Annotated in this window: 19 protein-coding genes; 13 read left to right on the forward strand and 6 right to left on the reverse strand. The window is 42.5% G+C overall.

The genetic code is table 11. The annotated features are described in order from the left end of the window. The first annotated feature begins 309 nt into the window (after positions 1–309). The 4 genes from O4M77_RS12555 (at position 310) to O4M77_RS12570 (ending at position 4,412) form a co-directional block, all read left to right on the forward strand. Positions 310–2,133 carry an acyl-CoA dehydrogenase C-terminal domain-containing protein gene (locus O4M77_RS12555; RefSeq protein WP_166135889.1) on the forward strand — a complete coding sequence of 608 codons (1,824 nt, stop codon included), beginning with the start codon at positions 310–312 and terminating at the stop codon, positions 2,131–2,133. A 359-nt stretch (positions 2,134–2,492) separates the two neighbouring features. Beyond that, positions 2,493–2,702 (forward strand): cold-shock protein, encoded by a 210-nt coding sequence (locus O4M77_RS12560; protein WP_004786992.1) that lies wholly within the window; start codon positions 2,493–2,495, stop codon positions 2,700–2,702. Positions 2,703–3,079: 377 nt separating this feature from the next. Continuing rightward, positions 3,080–3,220: a hypothetical protein gene (locus O4M77_RS12565; protein WP_323713515.1), complete on the forward strand. Its 141-nt coding sequence runs from the start codon at positions 3,080–3,082 to the stop codon at positions 3,218–3,220. 322 nt (positions 3,221–3,542) lie between these two features. Further along, a complete protein-coding gene (locus O4M77_RS12570; RefSeq protein WP_323714106.1) occupies positions 3,543–4,412 on the forward strand; it encodes an IS982 family transposase in 870 nt (289 codons plus the stop codon). 37 nt (positions 4,413–4,449) lie between these two features. Here O4M77_RS12570 and hemW read toward each other — a convergent pair whose 3' ends face one another. Continuing rightward, positions 4,450–5,604: a radical SAM family heme chaperone HemW gene (hemW, locus tag O4M77_RS12575; RefSeq protein ID WP_323713516.1), complete on the reverse strand. Its 1,155-nt coding sequence runs from the start codon at positions 5,602–5,604 to the stop codon at positions 4,450–4,452. Between the two features lie 126 nt (positions 5,605–5,730). Between hemW and O4M77_RS12580 the strand changes: the two genes are divergently transcribed. Both O4M77_RS12580 and O4M77_RS12585 read left to right on the forward strand, forming a co-directional pair. Next, positions 5,731–6,189, forward strand: a complete 459-nt coding sequence (locus O4M77_RS12580) for a DMT family transporter (protein ID WP_323713517.1) — start codon at positions 5,731–5,733, stop codon at positions 6,187–6,189. 40 nt (positions 6,190–6,229) lie between these two features. Further along, positions 6,230–7,588: an MATE family efflux transporter gene (locus O4M77_RS12585; protein ID WP_323713518.1), complete on the forward strand. Its 1,359-nt coding sequence runs from the start codon at positions 6,230–6,232 to the stop codon at positions 7,586–7,588. A 30-nt stretch (positions 7,589–7,618) separates the two neighbouring features. Here O4M77_RS12585 and O4M77_RS12590 read toward each other — a convergent pair whose 3' ends face one another. Then, entirely contained in the window at positions 7,619–7,825 is a 207-nt protein-coding gene (locus O4M77_RS12590) for a DUF1737 domain-containing protein (protein ID WP_323713519.1), read from the reverse strand. 288 nt (positions 7,826–8,113) lie between these two features. Between O4M77_RS12590 and O4M77_RS12595 the strand changes: the two genes are divergently transcribed. After that, positions 8,114–9,412, forward strand: coding sequence for an ABC1 kinase family protein (locus O4M77_RS12595; protein WP_166135870.1), 1,299 nt, complete (start codon positions 8,114–8,116; stop codon positions 9,410–9,412). A gap of 97 nt (positions 9,413–9,509) precedes the next feature. Beyond that, entirely contained in the window at positions 9,510–9,761 is a 252-nt protein-coding gene (locus O4M77_RS12600) for a type B 50S ribosomal protein L31 (RefSeq protein ID WP_323713520.1), read from the forward strand. 76 nt (positions 9,762–9,837) lie between these two features. Here O4M77_RS12600 and crcB read toward each other — a convergent pair whose 3' ends face one another. Next, positions 9,838–10,218, reverse strand: coding sequence for a fluoride efflux transporter CrcB (gene crcB / locus O4M77_RS12605; RefSeq protein ID WP_180032184.1), 381 nt, complete (start codon positions 10,216–10,218; stop codon positions 9,838–9,840). 165 nt (positions 10,219–10,383) lie between these two features. Between crcB and O4M77_RS12610 the strand changes: the two genes are divergently transcribed. After that, positions 10,384–10,716, forward strand: coding sequence for a HopJ type III effector protein (locus tag O4M77_RS12610; RefSeq protein ID WP_179992142.1), 333 nt, complete (start codon positions 10,384–10,386; stop codon positions 10,714–10,716). 223 nt (positions 10,717–10,939) lie between these two features. Here O4M77_RS12610 and O4M77_RS12615 read toward each other — a convergent pair whose 3' ends face one another. Further along, on the reverse strand, positions 10,940–11,503 hold the full coding sequence (locus O4M77_RS12615) for a hypothetical protein (protein ID WP_004787012.1): 564 nt from the start codon (positions 11,501–11,503) through the stop codon (positions 10,940–10,942). A 180-nt stretch (positions 11,504–11,683) separates the two neighbouring features. Here O4M77_RS12615 and O4M77_RS12620 point away from each other — a divergent pair, with 180 nt between their 5' ends. Beyond that, complete coding sequence (locus O4M77_RS12620) at positions 11,684–12,310, forward strand: class I SAM-dependent methyltransferase (protein ID WP_180047843.1); 627 nt, start codon at positions 11,684–11,686, stop codon at positions 12,308–12,310. Here the strand turns inward: O4M77_RS12620 and O4M77_RS12625 are convergent. Further along, positions 12,307–12,891, reverse strand: coding sequence for a hypothetical protein (locus O4M77_RS12625; protein WP_323713521.1), 585 nt, complete (start codon positions 12,889–12,891; stop codon positions 12,307–12,309). The genes O4M77_RS12620 and O4M77_RS12625 overlap by 4 nt on opposite strands. 26 nt (positions 12,892–12,917) lie before the next feature. Continuing rightward, positions 12,918–13,385, reverse strand: coding sequence for a Holliday junction resolvase-like protein (locus tag O4M77_RS12630; protein WP_004787020.1), 468 nt, complete (start codon positions 13,383–13,385; stop codon positions 12,918–12,920). 123 nt (positions 13,386–13,508) lie between these two features. Here O4M77_RS12630 and O4M77_RS12635 point away from each other — a divergent pair, with 123 nt between their 5' ends. The 3 genes from O4M77_RS12635 to sodC all read left to right on the forward strand — a co-directional run bounded on the left by O4M77_RS12635 (position 13,509) and on the right by sodC (position 16,087). Continuing rightward, on the forward strand, positions 13,509–14,153 hold the full coding sequence (locus O4M77_RS12635; protein WP_179992145.1) for a ParA family protein: 645 nt from the start codon (positions 13,509–13,511) through the stop codon (positions 14,151–14,153). A 132-nt stretch (positions 14,154–14,285) separates the two neighbouring features. Next, positions 14,286–15,434 (forward strand): AI-2E family transporter, encoded by a 1,149-nt coding sequence (locus O4M77_RS12640; RefSeq protein WP_180069793.1) that lies wholly within the window; start codon positions 14,286–14,288, stop codon positions 15,432–15,434. Positions 15,435–15,544: 110 nt separating this feature from the next. Further along, positions 15,545–16,087, forward strand: a complete 543-nt coding sequence (sodC, locus tag O4M77_RS12645) for a superoxide dismutase family protein (RefSeq protein WP_180003255.1) — start codon at positions 15,545–15,547, stop codon at positions 16,085–16,087. Positions 16,088–16,242 lie beyond the last annotated feature (155 nt).

A 16,242-nucleotide genomic window follows, 5' to 3' on the forward strand; every position in this document is an offset into this window, starting at 1 on the left:
AATTGGATTTAATGACATGATTTATCCAATGATTAGACCCTAACATTCGTGTACAATTCATACAAAAATACCCCTAGACAACCTCCCTAAATGTTGATTAAAGTCCAGACAGATAAGCATTTTTAAATAGAAGTGCCTTATTTAAAGATGGAGAGTTCCGTTATTTAATCTTTAAACTTGTCTGATCTTCTCAATTCGCTTTTCTGACATTTTTATTTGTTGTCTTTATCAATGTTTTTTTATCCCCAATGTGAATAATCATAGAATCGATACAGATAATCCAAAACTATTTTAATCAGGATTAAACGCATGCCAGCATATAAAGCTCCTTTACGTGATATTCGCTTCTTAATGAATGAAGTGCTTGATTACCCTGCACATTACCAAAAACTGTCAAATGGCGAATATGCCGATGCAGATACGGTAGACATGATTCTAGAAGGTGCGGCAGATTTCTGTGAAAATGTACTTTCTCCACTGAACCAGACCGGCGATGCAGAAGGCTGTCATTTTGAAAATGGCGAAGTACGCACACCTAAAGGCTTCAAGGAAGCTTATGATCAGTTCGTACAAGGTGGCTGGCAAGGTCTGTCTTATCCTGAAGAATTTGGCGGTCAAAACCTGCCGATGTCTTTAAACCTGATCAAATCAGAAATGATGGGTACGGCAAACTGGTCTTTCCAGATGTATCCAGGTTTGAGCGTGGGCTGTATCAATACCATCATCCAGTATGGTACTGACGAGCAGAAAAACACCTATCTACCGCATCTGGTTGCAGGTACCTGGTCAGGAACCATGTGTCTGACTGAGCCACAATGTGGTACCGACCTGGGTCAGGTAAAAACTAAAGCAGAACCGCAAGCTGATGGTACTTATGCGATTTCTGGTACTAAAATCTTTATTTCTGCGGGTGAGCATGATTTAACTGAAAATATCGTGCACATCGTTTTGGCACGTCTTCCAGATGCGCCACAAGGCACTAAAGGCATTTCCCTGTTCATCGTACCGAAATTTATTGCCACTGAAGATGGCGGTATTGGTGAACGCAATGCGGTGAACTGTGGTTCGATTGAACACAAAATGGGGATCCGTGCCTCTGCAACAGCGGTACTAAACTTTGACAATGCAGTAGGTTATTTAATTGGCGAGCCAAACAAAGGCTTGCATGCCATGTTTACCTTCATGAATACCGCGCGTATTGGTACCGCAATCCAAGGTATCTGTCATGCAGAACTATCGTTCCAGGGTGCATTGCCATATGCCAAAGAACGTATGTCGATGCGTGCCCTGTCTGGTAAAAAAGATCCAGAAAAAGTGGCGGATGCGATTATCCACCATGCTGATGTACGCCGTATGCTGTTGACCCAGAAAGCGATTGCTGAAGGTGGTCGTGCCATGATCTATCATGCTGCACAAATCGCAGATAACATGAATGATGCTCTGCTGCGTGGTGATACTGCTGAATTTGAACAGCAGGATGATCACTTAGGTTTCTATACCCCTATTCTGAAAGGCTTCCTGACTGAAATGGGTTATGAAGCAGCGAACCACGGTATGCAAGTATTTGGTGGTCATGGTTACATCAAAGAATGGGGCATGGAGCAAATCGTTCGTGATTCACGTATCTCTACCCTGTACGAAGGAACGACTGGCGTTCAGGCACTTGACCTGATTGGTCGTAAGGTCCTGCTAACCTCTAAAGGTAAAGTGATTCGTGATTACACCGCTGAAATTCTGAAATTCTGTGGACAGCATGCACGCAATAAATACATGCGCCGTTTTGCCTGGGACCTGACCAAGCTATGTGCACAGTGGAATGCACTCACTGTACGTATCATGCTGGCAGCACGTAAAGACCGTGACATCGTATCCTCTGCTTCTGTGGACTTCCTGATGTTCTCAGGCTATGTAATGATGGCTTACTTCTGGGCACAACAAGCTGCAGTGGCTTCAGCGAAACTGGTTGCTGGTGATGGTGCAGAAGTTCCAGAGTTCTACAAAGCGAAAATTAAAACTGCTGATTTCTACTTTGAGCGTTTATTGCCACGTGCCCAAGGCCATGCTGAAGCAATGGTGAATCCATCCAAAACCATGACTTCACTGGCAGCAGAACACTTCAGTTTTGATTACTAAGTCAAAAGTTTAGGTTTTAGCTTTAAAAAGAGCGCTACGGCGCTCTTTTTCATATGTCAAAATGATGACTGGATACAAAGAAAAATCTGCTGCGTACACAAACTACACAAATTTATATCTATAATTTTCAGACGTCTATTAAATAATCCATATAATTTACTTGAATATCTATAAATACAGGGTATGATGGCGATAACTAGAAAAATTCTTGTTTTGGTTAGTCTTCTTTTAAGTATCGCAGTTTTAGTCATAAACCTTCGTTTTAAAGATCAATAAGCTCCATCCTTTTTATTTTTCAAAGTTACAGCTAGTCATCTGAAATTTTGACTATAAATCCATAAGATTCAATAGGTTATATTATGTCTAACACAGTTACCGGTACAGTAAAGTGGTTCAACGAAACTAAAGGTTTTGGCTTCATTCAACAAGACAATGGTCCAGATGTTTTCGCTCACTTCAGCGAAATCCAAGGTTCAGGTTTCAAAACTTTAGCTGAAGGCCAAAAGGTTTCTTTCAGCGTAGCTCAAGGCCAAAAAGGTCCTACAGCGACTAACATCACTGCAATCTAATATTGCGAAGATGAAAAAAAGCACTCATTAGAGTGCTTTTTTTGTACCTTAAATTGACTAATTTTAGTTTCCAGATCAATTAATTAAATTTTAAAGATAATTAAAAATATTCGCTTTTCATTCATCATCTTGTCCTAAATTTCTTCATCTAAATTTATTCAGGTTAAAACATGAAGAAACTGAGAAGAATTTTGATGATTTTAAAATCAAAAATTGCCCATAAAAATATAGAAGTTTTAATAAAAATTATTATTTATTAATAACTTAAATACAAAATTAAAAAAATCCTGAAATTTACAAAAGTGTTGTCTATGGCTCCATCTTCCCTACATCACTGACTCCTATGATGAACTCATTGAATAAATATGAGTATGATCATGAAAAAACTAGTTTCTTCTTTAATGATTGGTTTGATCGCAACAACAGCTACCATGTCAGCAATGGCGGCTCCTGGACCGGATCATCGTCATCCAACGCCAGCAGTGCATCATTTTGATAAGAAACCAATGCCGCATTAGAGGTGGTTTCCATAAAGCACCTCCTAAAGCGCATTTTAACCAGCATGATCGTCATGATAAGTTTGGCAAGAAAGACCATAAAGGCTTCTTCAACAAAAATCATCACAATGGCCCGCATCACAAGTTGCCACCTAAGTATCGTTAATCCGAATGGCTTAAATGCATAGTGGAGAGAGAAGAAAAAGCCCGATGTAACTCATCGGGCTTTTTCTTTTTAAACTTGATTAATTAACCCGAATCGCGGATAAAAAATTGACTTGAAAAATAAGAGGACTAGAGCCATCAGTTGAGTTACCACACAAAACTTAAAACTCTAGTCCCGATGTTTAATAGTACCGAATTATTTTGCGTAATTGATGATTTCTTTCTTAAATTTGAAGCAACCTACTGGAATTTCCTTAAACAAAGTCGTCGTTCCTCCAGAGTCCGAACCGCTCACTTGAGTATCTCAGAAATCACTTTTATCGCGATCTGGTATAAATGTTCTCATTTCACTAATTTCAAAGCATTTTTCACATGGTTGAAACAGGATAAAAATCATTTATTTAAAAGCTTACCCTGTTACCAACGGATGATTCATCTGATTAATAGACATCAATTAGCTCTACACGCTTTACATGTGGCGCTAATGAAAGGCCAAGGTACACAATATTTATGGATTGATTCAACACCTCTGCCAGTTTGTAAAAATCAACGTATTCAACGCCATAAATCATTAGTCCAAATTGCATCACGTGGTAGAAACTCAATGGGCTGGTTTTATGGCTGTAAATTACATATTGTGATGAATCAATTTGGTGAAATTGCTTGTTCTGCTTTATCCAATGGACATTTGGCTGATATCAAAATGGTTGAGAGACTCGTTCAAGAGATGGAAGCAAAGTTGTATGGAGATCGTGGCTATATTAGTCAAGAACTGAAGAGTAGGTTGAAAGAGCAAGGTATTGATTTAATTACCTATCATCGAAAAAATATGCAGGCTATACAACTTTCTGAGTCAGATAAATATCACTTAAAACAGCGCAATAAGATAGAGACTTTATTCAGTTTATTGAAAGGTCAGTACAATTTAGTGACAAGCAAAGCACGTAGTGTTCATGGATTTCTAGGAGGGATTTACGCGTCCTTGTGTGCATATCAACTGATCCATAAAAATAAGCCAACAATTCAAATTATGAAGTCATCGGCTTAAGCAGGATTCGGGTTAATTATCCAGATAGATTATGCGATTAAAGAAACTCTTCCAGCACAGAGTTTAAAAAGATGTGACCTTGCTCAGTACATGCCAGACGTTCTGTATCTTCTACCATCAGTTGACGTTGACGCAGTGAAGTCAATAATTCACTCAGTGTATCCAGACTATAGCCTGTTCGTTCAAGATAAAGCTTCGCTTCCACACCCTCATTTAAACGTAAGGCATTCATCATAAATTCAAACGGCATATCTGCCGCTTCGATGCGCTTAAACTGCAAATGTTCTGCTGGCACTTTGGCTAAATAGTCTTTGGGCAAACGGGTTTTCTGGAAACGGTAAACACCATCCAGTTGAGTCACTTTGCCATGCGCCCCTGCTCCAATGGCCAGATAATCACCAAATTGCCAGTAATTCAGGTTATGTGCCGATGGTAATTCTTCACGCCAGGCAGAGACTTCATAATTGATAAAGCCATTGGCTTTTAAATAAGCCTCGCCCTGTTCCTGAATCTCTTCCAGTACTTCATCGACCGGTAAAATCGGCTGAGTACGGAAAAACACAGTATTCGGCTCAATAGTTAACTGATACCAGGAAATATGCGTAGCACCATTCTCGACTGCCAGTTTCAGGTCATTGAGTGCCTGCTCTAGTGTCTGTTCAGGTAAGCCATGCATCAAATCCACATTAATCCGTTGAAAACCAGCATCACGCGCCAGGCCAATCGCCGAGATCGCATCTTCATTGCTATGGATTCGGCCCAGCTTTTTCAGATGCTCGGTATTAAAACTTTGCACGCCAATAGAAAGACGATTAATACCAGCTGCTAAATAGCCAGCAAATGGATCATGCTCCACTGTACCCGGATTGGCTTCCAGCGTGATTTCACAATTCTCTTCAAAAGGAATCAGTGCTTTCAGTTCGGTAAATAGCCATTGATAACCTGCAGCAGAGATCAGTGATGGCGTTCCCCCACCGATAAATACACTATGAATCGAACGGCCTTGGGCAAAATCAACCTGAGTTTTAAGGTCCTCTACCAGCGCATGCAGATATTCCCGCTCCAGCTCGAGAGACAATTCCCCATCAGGCACGGCATGCGAGTTAAAGTCACAATACGGACATTTACGTACGCACCACGGCATATGGATATACAGGGATAAGGGAATAAGTGCAGGATTCAATTCAGCCAAAGAACTACTCAAAAACAACTACAAGATCTAGCGTAATTTTAACATGACTCGGCAACAACACTGCTAAAATTAAAATCGCCATCACCTAATGCTTAAAAATTTAAATAGAATTAGATAGTTAAAATTATGAAAATATCCTCCCAGCTCCTTATTTTATTGCCTTTGGTCTTTGCAATCGGGGTCTTGCTGACCTTACAGACGGCTATTAATACCCAATTAAAAGAATATTTATATTCTCCTATTCAAGCTGCATTTTTTTCCTTTTTGATTGGTACAATAGTACTTGCCGGCATCGTGCTGTTTCAGTCACATCCCAAACCAGGCTTACAGGAGCTAATCGCAATTCCCTGGTATCTCTGGTTAGGTGGTTTTTTGGGTGTTTATGCGATCAGCATGAGCATTTATGCTGCACCTAAAATGGGCTTCCTGACACTGACCGGAATGATTATTTTTGGTCAGATGGTGATGTCCATGATCGTCGATCAGTTTGGTCTGCTGGGCAATGAAAAAATGCCGGTGAACTGGCAACGTCTTTTAGGTGGCGTGGTGATTTTTATTGGTGTGCTTCTCACTTTACAACGCTAAACCTTATCTCTAAGCACATGATCACTAATGAGTAATTTTTGTGTCGAATGTTTTGATAGCCACAACCCGTCGTTATGAATTAAAACAGCTGTTCCATCTGATGTTGCCCATTCTGGTCACACAATTCTCCCAGGCAGGTTTGGGCCTGATTGATACCATTATGGCCGGGCGTCTCTCACCAACTGATCTGGCAGCGATTGCGGTTGGTGTCGGCCTCTGGATTCCAGTCATGCTACTCTTCAGTGGCATCATGATCGCCACTACGCCTCTAGTCGCTGAAGCTAAAGGTGCACGTACACCTGAGAAAATTGCCACAATTGCGCGACAATCATTATGGGTCGCATTCATCCTTGGGGTGATTGCGGGTCTGGTTTTACAAGTTTTGCCCCTCTCTTTACCTTTACTAGGTGTCCCAGAAAGCTTGCAACCTAAGGCTGGTCTGTTCCTGCATGCGATTGGTTTTGGTATGCCTGCTGTGACCATGTATGCAGCTTTGCGTGGTTATTCTGAAGCCCTTGGTTATCCACATCCGGTCACTGCCATTAGCCTCATGGCGCTACTGCTTTTGGTTCCATTAAACTTCATTTTTATGTATGGAGTTGGCCCTATTCCGGCACTGGGCAGTGCCGGTTGTGGTTTTGCCACAGCAATTCTGCAATGGTTAATGTTACTCAGCTTGGCGCTGTATATTTTTAAAAATCGGGTTTATCAAAGTAGTCAGCCATTTAGTCACTGGGAAAAGCTGAACGGATATTGGCTGAAACGGATTTTAAAGCTGGGCTTTCCGATCGGACTGGCAATTTTCTTTGAAGTGAGTATTTTTAGTACCGCAGCGATAGTCTTGAGCCCATTGGGTGAAACCATTGTGGCCGCTCACCAGATTGCTATTTCTGTTACCTCACAGCTGTTCATGATTCCGATGTCTCTCGCCATTGCACTAACCATTCGGGTGGGAACTTATTATGGTGAACAGAACTGGGATGCCATGCGTAGAGTACAAGGCTTAGGTCTGATGACCGCGACGATTTTGGCTCTGCTCATCATGTTATTACTCTGGGTGTTCCGTAGTGAAATCGTAGCGCTTTATACCTCTGATCCTATGGTGACCCAGATTGCGCTTTATCTGGTGCTCTTTGCAGTGGCCTATCAGCTGATGGATGCCTGGCAGATCAGTGCTGCAGGTTGCTTACGCGGTATGCAGGATACCAAAGGCCCAATGTGGATCACCATGATTGCCTATTGGGTGATTGCCTTCCCGGTGGGGGTTTATTTGTCCCGGTTTGGAGATATGGGGGCGGCAGGCGTCTGGGTCGGACTGATTGTCGGTCTCAGTGTGGCTTGTGTCCTGCTGCTGGCACGGCTTTATGGTAATAATAAACGTTTAAGCCAGCATGCCTAATCCTCTTATTATTTAAAAGGATGCATTGAATTACTGATTTAACGCATCTTTTAATCCCTGTGGAACCTCGGACTCATCCGCCACTTCCTTAATCACCACTTGCCCGACAATGACATCTGTTCCATTAAAGGTCATGGTCGGTGCACCATAAAGTTCATAGCCTTCATTGAGTGCCTTGGTCACACGGGCACAAAAATTCACATCATCTTTACCAGTAAAATATCGATAGACTTTCATTGAAATTTCTTGATCTTGAGATGCGATTATTTTAAGACTTTCATCATGGAAAGGCACTGAAAAATCATGCTTTGCTCTCTCCAGAATAATTAAATAATTGATTTAAAAACTGCCGTACATACGCCGAGTTGGTTTAAAAATTGCATAAATCAAATGAACAATATCAAGCAAATATGAATACTTTGAGAAGCTTTGCAACATAACATCTACAATTAAATATAGGCAATTTATAGTTTGTCACCTATGATCAAATACACCCATAAAAATGGTGATTTTGAGGAATCTCGCATGGCAAAAACGGCTCGAACGCCTGGTCGCCGCTTTATGAAATTGGCTGGAATGACCGCAAGTATTGCAAGTAAAACCCTATCCAATTCGATTAAAAATTTAACTGCGGATGAAGAGCAGAAAAATGCTGCACGCAGTAAATTATTTCAGGATATTGGAGTACAGATTGCTGATACCTTGGGGGAAATGAAAGGTGCGGTGATGAAAGTCGGCCAGATTGCCTCACAATATAAAGATATTTTCCCGCCTGAAGTTGCTCGAGCCATCTCCAAATTGCAGCGTCAGGCTCCACCGATGCCATTTAAAGAGATTCAGTCTCAGGTCGAAAAAGAATTGGGAAAATCTTTGCAGGACCTATTCCAGCAGTTTGATGAGCAGCCTTTTGCTGCAGCCTCAATCGGACAGGTACATAAAGCGACGCTACCCGATGGCCAGCAGGTTGTGGTCAAGGTGCAATATCCGGGAGTGGAAGAAGCCTGTGAAAGTGACCTGAAACAGGTTCGTCTGGCCTTGCGTTTGATGGGTGTACTAAAAATTGACCGCAAATTGCAGGATCAGCTATTCAAGGAAATCCAGCATAGTCTGGACAATGAACTCAATTATGAAATTGAAGCTCAGAATCTGGAAGTGGCACGTGCCTTTCATGAATCGCTCGATCACCAAATTGTGATTCCGAAAGTATTTAGTGAATATTCTTCCCGCCATATTCTGACCCTAAGCTTGGAACAGGGTGAAAGTATGGAAACAGCCAGCCAATGGCCGCTAGAAACCCGTAATGCCCTAGGCCGCCGTTTATTCCGTGCGATTGGTCAGGAAATTTTCTATCTGAAACGTTTCCATTGTGATCCGCATCCAGGGAACTTTGCCTTCCGTGAAGATGGCTCGGTGATTATTTACGATTACGGCGGTGTTAAAACGCTTTCTACCGAGATCATTACTCATTTCAAAGAGTTGATCCATGCAGCCCGTGACAAGGATATTTCGACCATTGAACAGCAACTGGATGCCTTGCATACCCTGACAGAAACCGGAAAATTCCCGGCCGATCTGTATGAACAATGGCTAGAAGTGCTGATGCGTCCTTTAACCACTAATTATGATTTTGCTAAAAACTCAGCACATCATGATGGAATGGAATTGCTCAAACCTTCTCTAAAATATTGGGATGTATTCAAACCGTCGCCAGATACCCTGATGGTGAACCGTACTATTTCCGGACAATACTGGAATCTGATTCATTTGAAAGTACATGATGATTTGAGTGATGTATTTGAGGAAATTGTGCCAAGTCGCAGTTAGATTGAAGTAATAAGCTTACAAGCTGTAACCTTACTTCACTTGAAATATCAAATGTTACATTATAACATTACTCTTAAATTACAAGAGGAATATTACGATGCGTCCAGACATTCATCCCGAATATCGAGAAGTTTTATTTCATGACACCAATGCTGATGTCTACTTCGTGATTGGCAGCACCATGACTTCTAGCCAGACCAAGGAATATGAAGGTAAGACCTATCCTTATGTCACCCTTGATATTTCGAGTGCTTCACATCCGTTCTATACCGGTGAGCAACGTCAAACCAGTAATGAAGGTCGCGTAGCGAGCTTTAACAAACGTTTTGCCCGTTTTAAACGTGGTTAAACTTAAAACCTCCGATTTTTTTCTCAATTTAAATTGCGGTTTATGTCAGGAAATTACCTCCAATTTCCTGACTTTTTTATGCCTGCGCTAAAGCCAGCTGGGTTAAATAGAAGCCCACACCCAGCATAAATACTCCGACAATCATACTAGAGATCACATAACTGAGGGCGATCGTGACTGCACCCTGCTTAAGCAGCTGAAAGGTTTCTAGTCCAAAACTGGAAAAAGTCGTAAAGCCGCCCAAGATGCCTACCATCAAAAATAGCCGTGCTTCAGTTTGCAGGAAACTATATTTCTGGCTAAAGGCAAAGAAAATTCCGGCACACAGACAGCCTATAATATTGATCCACCAAGTCGGCCACGGAAATAGCATCTGTGGCTTGGCAATCAACATTCCTGTTCCATAACGCAGTGTTGCCCCGATTGCCCCGCCCATTGCCACCAAAAGCCAGTTCATGTCTACTCCGTCTTTATTCGATCTTAAACCTTTTCTCAGCCACCATGTGGGACGAGAATAATGAATAACATCATGCACCTAAAATTGCAGAATGAACATGGACCTTTGCCAAAAAATTGGTATATTCGACGCCATTCAAATTGATTTAAGTTAGAGGGAATCCACATGGCTCAGGAATTACTGGCTCAATTGGCTGCGGGCGAAGCTAAATTTGCAGATGTGATTGCATATATCGATGCGCACTATGCTCATACACCTACTGCTTTTAAAAATGGCCAACAGGCTAATGCTGCCACTGAAAACCAAGGCAGTGCCAAAGTATTTTCATTTGCCAAACTGAATGGTTTGGATCAGGCACAAACCTTGAGCCTGTTTGCAGAACACTATGCGGCTGTACTGGCCACACCAGAAGCAACGGATCACCAGAATATCCGCCAGTTCATGCAAAATGGCTGGGATGGCATTGCCTTTGAAAGTGAAGCACTGGTTGCCAAATAAGCATGTCTTTAAAATAAAAAACCGCCTATTTCTGGCGGTTTTTTATATCAAAATAACAGAACAAAATGACATTCATATTTAAGATTAAAATTATTTTTTGGAAGAAGTAGTTCACTTTAAAAATGAAAAACTATAAGGCTAAAAATAAATTAAATATCAATAAAGCCTGGTCACCCTGAAGCACTCCAAGCGACCCTTTCAGAAAGCCATAAGTTTTCCAGTTTTAACCTTTACCCACTTTCTCAATCCACTTGATTGAGCTGACCCGAAACACTTCACAAGCGCCATCACCGGTATCGGTTGGAGTTAAAGAGGATTTCCAGACGAGGTCTTTATCACGTACTTCCACCAGTTCCCCTTGCAAACGCACCAGGTCACCCCGTTTTACCTGTTTAATTGCTTTGGCAATTTGTGGATTGGCAGGGATGATGTGCATATTGGATACCATCTGTTTAGCCTGTTCAATAGGCACTGGCACGCGATCCATTTTCCAGTTCAGGTAACGGTTATACTGGTTGACTGTAATGTGCCGGGCAATTTCAGGTTGTGCAAACAGCCCCCAACTCACCGCATAATCGATCGGAGAGAACTTGGCCTGCTCATCGTCGGTATAAATTTTTGATCCCAGAATGCGGAAATCACCTTTAAACGGCTGCAAGACTGAAATAGATTGGTCTTTAGCCATCGGTGGCAGTCCTTTGGCAACATTATGGTCTACAGAAGTGTGACCATAAAGCGGTAGTAAAAGACTGGCCGCCAAAGCATAGTATCGAAGATGTTTGAACATAATTCTGTCTTTATTCCATCAAATCTTTTCAAGAATATCTTGTCTGATAGTACGATTTTTTTAATGAATAAATAGTTGAAATTAGTAACAAGTTGATCAATTTTGGTGAGCGGAGGGCTTTAGCTAATCTGATTATTTTCGGTTAATCTAAGCCTGTCTAAAAATAATTTGAATGCGACCATGCTGTATAAATTCTATCAACAACATATTTTTCCACATTTGCTAAATCAGGTCATGCAGACCCCATCCCTGATGGATTTACGCCGCGAATTATTATTGCCTATTACAGGTGAAGTCCTGGAAATTGGCTTCGGTACAGGATTAAATCTGCCTTTTTATCAGGCCGTCGATAAAGTCTATGCGCTGGAACCTAACCCGGACATTTTTAAACTAGCTCAGCAGCGTATCAGTCAAAGCCCTTATGCGGTCGAACAGATTCAGGCCCGTGCAGAAGCCCTGCCTTTTGCAGAAAATAGTCTGGAAAATATCGTATCAACCTGGACCTTATGCAGTATTCCGGATCTGCATCAAAGTCTGCATGAAATTTACCGGGTTTTGATGCCGGGCGGCCATTTTCATCTGGTTGAGCATGTATTAAACCGAGAGCATCTCAACATTCAGCGCTTGCAGCATTTACTCACCCCGATCCAGAAAAAAGTAGCAGATGGCTGTCATCTTAACCGGGATATTGAAACCGCTCTTTTAGAGGCTGGGTTTGAACTGGATGAAGTTCATTATATCGATGCAGAAGGTATTCCAAAGATTGGCCAGCGTATGCTGTTAGCTAGAGCGCATAAACCGCTTTAATCCAGCACTTTTAAATCAGTTATTCTAAACAGGCGGCATTGGGCTGATTTTGGATTGCTTTTTCCAACCTGAAATTCTTGCTGGCTGGTCGCTGATTTGACCTGTACCCAGTCACCTTGCAGCCAGATCCGCTGATCTGCTTTTAAACGGCGAACCTTATTGGCAACAGCTTCGCTGGCGGCAATCACACTCAGGTTCAGCAAATGAGGTTGAATGTTCGCAGGATTGGCTTGTGCGTCTGTAGCGGTCATATTAAAACAACGCCTGTCCTGCTCAAGCTTGAATGGTTTAAATACAGCACTGGATACTTCCGGTACTGCCAGTAACAGATCAATATTACTGACATAGGCCAGATCATTAAAACTTCCCACCACCGGACTGGCTGGATGAATGGTACGGCGCTCAGGCCCATAATACTGTTTAGCCAGTACGCGATATTCAGCCTGATGCGGCTCAATCGATTCTACCTGAAAATTTTTGAGTACCCCGGTCTGCTCCAGATTCGGGATCGCCCGAAAGTATTCCGACCAGATCCATAGTCCAAGCGCAAACAGTGCTGCGGCAATAATCAGTTTATCCATAGTGTAGCGTTGAAGCTTGCTGTCCTTCAGTCTTCAAAATCAATCCGGATGGTCTCAAAACGTACCCGCCCTTCCTGAATGGCTTGAGCAATTGCCATCTGGCCTTTGGTCAGACGTGCACCCCCACTTTTAATATCAATCAAAACCACTTCAATATCTTCTGCCAGTCCTTCACCATCACGAAAATCGGTATAACCATCAAAGACTACATAATCCACCGGATCACCTAAAAATTTGGCATCACTAGGCAGATATTGAAACTCTGGCATGATCGGTGCCAACTGCTCGGCCATTTTGCCTTTGAGTACCGCGCGACTGGTATTTACACTGCGTTTTTGTGCAGCGACTAAAGCTTGCTGATGTTCCAGCTCCAGCTCGGCAATATATTGTTCATATTCTGCTTTAATTCGACCATTTCGCGTCTGGCCCAGAATCAGGGTAGTTAAAACCACTCCAATACAGGCACCAATCAGCATAGCCATTCCAATGGACATTCAATCTTCCTAATCTGCTTTATTTTGCTGCCTACCTTCGACTGAAGTTGAAAGGGTCTGCCATCCAGTAAGCCTGCAAAGAATGATATGCTAGGCGGGAGCAGAATTAAATCATCCCGGGTCATGAAAACTATTTTAATTGCAAATCAGAAAGGTGGCTGTGGTAAAACCATTACTGCGATTAGCCTGACAGCTGCCCTGGCACAAAAGGGTTATAAAGTTGCTCTGGCCGATGCGGACAGCCAGAAATCGACCTTGCAATGGTTGAAACATCGCCCAAAAGATGCCGCACCGATTCAGAGTCTGGACTGGCGAAATGCCAAATCGATTGGGGATGCGCCTAAAAACTTGGAATATCTGATTATCGATGCACCCGGAGCGCTGACTGAAGATCATGCCGAACAGCTAATTAGTGAAGCGGATGCCATCATTATCCCGCTGCAGCCTTCTTTTTTTGATATTGATTCTACGCGCCGTTTTCTCAAACATTTGCAGGATATTAAACGTATCCGTAAAGGCAAGGTTGAAATTCTGCTCCTCGCTAACCGCACCAAACCTAATGCAGCCAGTAATCAGGACATTCAGCAATTCTTTAATAAAATTGATCAGCAACCGGTTACCTGGATTTCTGAACGTGCACCCTATAGCCGACTGGCCATGCAAGGCCTGTCTATTTTTGATAAACAGCAGAAGATGTACCGGGAATTACAGGATCAATGGCAACCTTTATTGAATGCCATTATTGACGATCCAAGCCAATGGTTCTAGTTCTGTTATTTTTAGCCTCTTCTTTTTATTCTAAGGAAAATAATCGTACTACTTCCCGCACTATCGTTTTCGATCGCTTTTTTTTCAGTTAATATGCCTGACACGACCTAAAAAAATGAGCTTCTAAATTCAGTGCAACAGTACGCGCCTACACTACAAAAAGTCTTATTATTTGGACTATTTTTCATTCTGATTTTTTTGAGTTTTCACATACTCAAGTATTTCATCATTCCTGTAGTTTGGGCAGCCATTATTGCGTACATGACCTGGCCGCTGTATCAGTCGATCTTAAGAATGAGTGGCAATCGGCCGACACTGAGTGCGACCATTATGATTCTGGGTGTGATTCTGGTATTTGGTTTGCCTTTTATCTTTGCCATTTTTATGCTGCAACACGAAGGCCGGAACCTGTATTTTGAATTGCAGAAACAGGTATTCTCAGGTCATCTCAGCGTTCCAGATTTTATTCGCGGCCTGCCACTTGTGGGTAAAGAAATTACCCGTACCCTGAATGAGATTAATGCCGATCCAAATAGCATTGCACAAACTATTTCGGTCTGGATTCAGGGTCATCTGAATTACGGTAAAGTTGTGCTGAATGAAATCAGTAAAAATGTCTTCAAGCTGTGTTTTGCCGTGCTGTCGTTATTCTTCTTTTATCGTGATGGCCATACCATTCTGAATCAGGTGCGTAAAGCCTTTGAAATGGTAGTCGGTCCACGTATTCATCATTATCTGGCTACAATTTCGGATACTACACGTGCGGTGGTCTATGGCGTAGGTTTAACGGCGATTGCCCAGTCTTTACTGGCAGGTATCAGCTACTTTGTGGCTGGCGTACCGAACCCAATGGTACTGACCATTATCACCTTTATCTTTGCTTTAATTCCTTTTGGCCCTCCTGTTGCTTATGGTGCAGTTTCGCTATGGCTGTTCTCGCAAGGTCAAACCATTGAAGCCGTAGGAGTCATGATCTGGGGTGTCTGTATTGTGAGTACGGCAGATAATGTGATTCGTCCACTGGTCATTTCAGGTGCAACACAAATTCCATTCCTGCTGATCATGTTTGGTGTCTTAGGTGGCATTGCCAGTTTCGGTCTGGTCGGTGTCTTTATTGGACCGGTGATTCTGGCCGTACTACTGGCCATCTGGCGTGAATGGCTGCATGAAAGTAACTTGAATGAACCTTTGATGATGCCTAAAGCCACTATGGCGCATGAGGTTGAACCGAAGAAAAAATTCCGTCTGCGCCGCAACAAGACACCGAAATCACAAGACTGACTGGCTTAAACAAATTAAAACATTTAAGTACCGATTTTCCATAGTGCTTTTGGTCTTGCTCTGTTTCAATAGATTCCGAAAAGCAGAATAAAGATCAAGGTGTGATAATTATGTCTTCATTGTTTAAACTTACAGCTTTGTGCGCAGTCAGTGCCGCACTTTTTACCGGTTGCGCTTCAACCTCTACTTCGACTGAAAATGTTAAAACCGTGACCCTGAATGCAGTCTCTGCACAGGGCGTCGGTGAATCGATTGGTACCGTATTATTGAGTGACAGCCCGGCGGGCCTGGTGATTCGTACTAATCTGAAACAGCTTCCTGCGGGTGAGCGTGGTTTCCACATTCATGAAAATGGTTCATGTGCACCGGGTGAAAAAGATGGCAAACCAGGTGCTGCACTTGCTGCCGGCAGTCACTACAACCCGAATCAGGCACCTCATCATGGCACACCCATGACGGGTCATCTGGGTGACTTACCAGCCCTTAAAGTAAACACTGATGGTACAGCACGTGTGACTCTGCTTGCGCCACGCCTGAAACTGGCAGATGTTCAGGGTCGTGCCATCATGGTCCATGCAGGCGGTGATAACTATTCAGATGAACCGCAGCCATTAGGCGGTGGCGGTGAACGTATTGCATGTGGCGTAATCTGATTTATTACAGATTATTAGCATTCAAAAACGGGCTTCTTGCCCGTTTTTTAGTAGATATTTCTTTTGAAATTGGCGCTTAAATTGCATTCAAAACCGGCAGTCAAATACCACGGATCATATTCTTGTGAATAGCTCAGATTCCATATTGCATCCTC

The organism is Acinetobacter sp. YWS30-1, assembly GCF_033558715.1.
In the GTDB taxonomy this organism is placed as follows: domain Bacteria; phylum Pseudomonadota; class Gammaproteobacteria; order Pseudomonadales; family Moraxellaceae; genus Acinetobacter.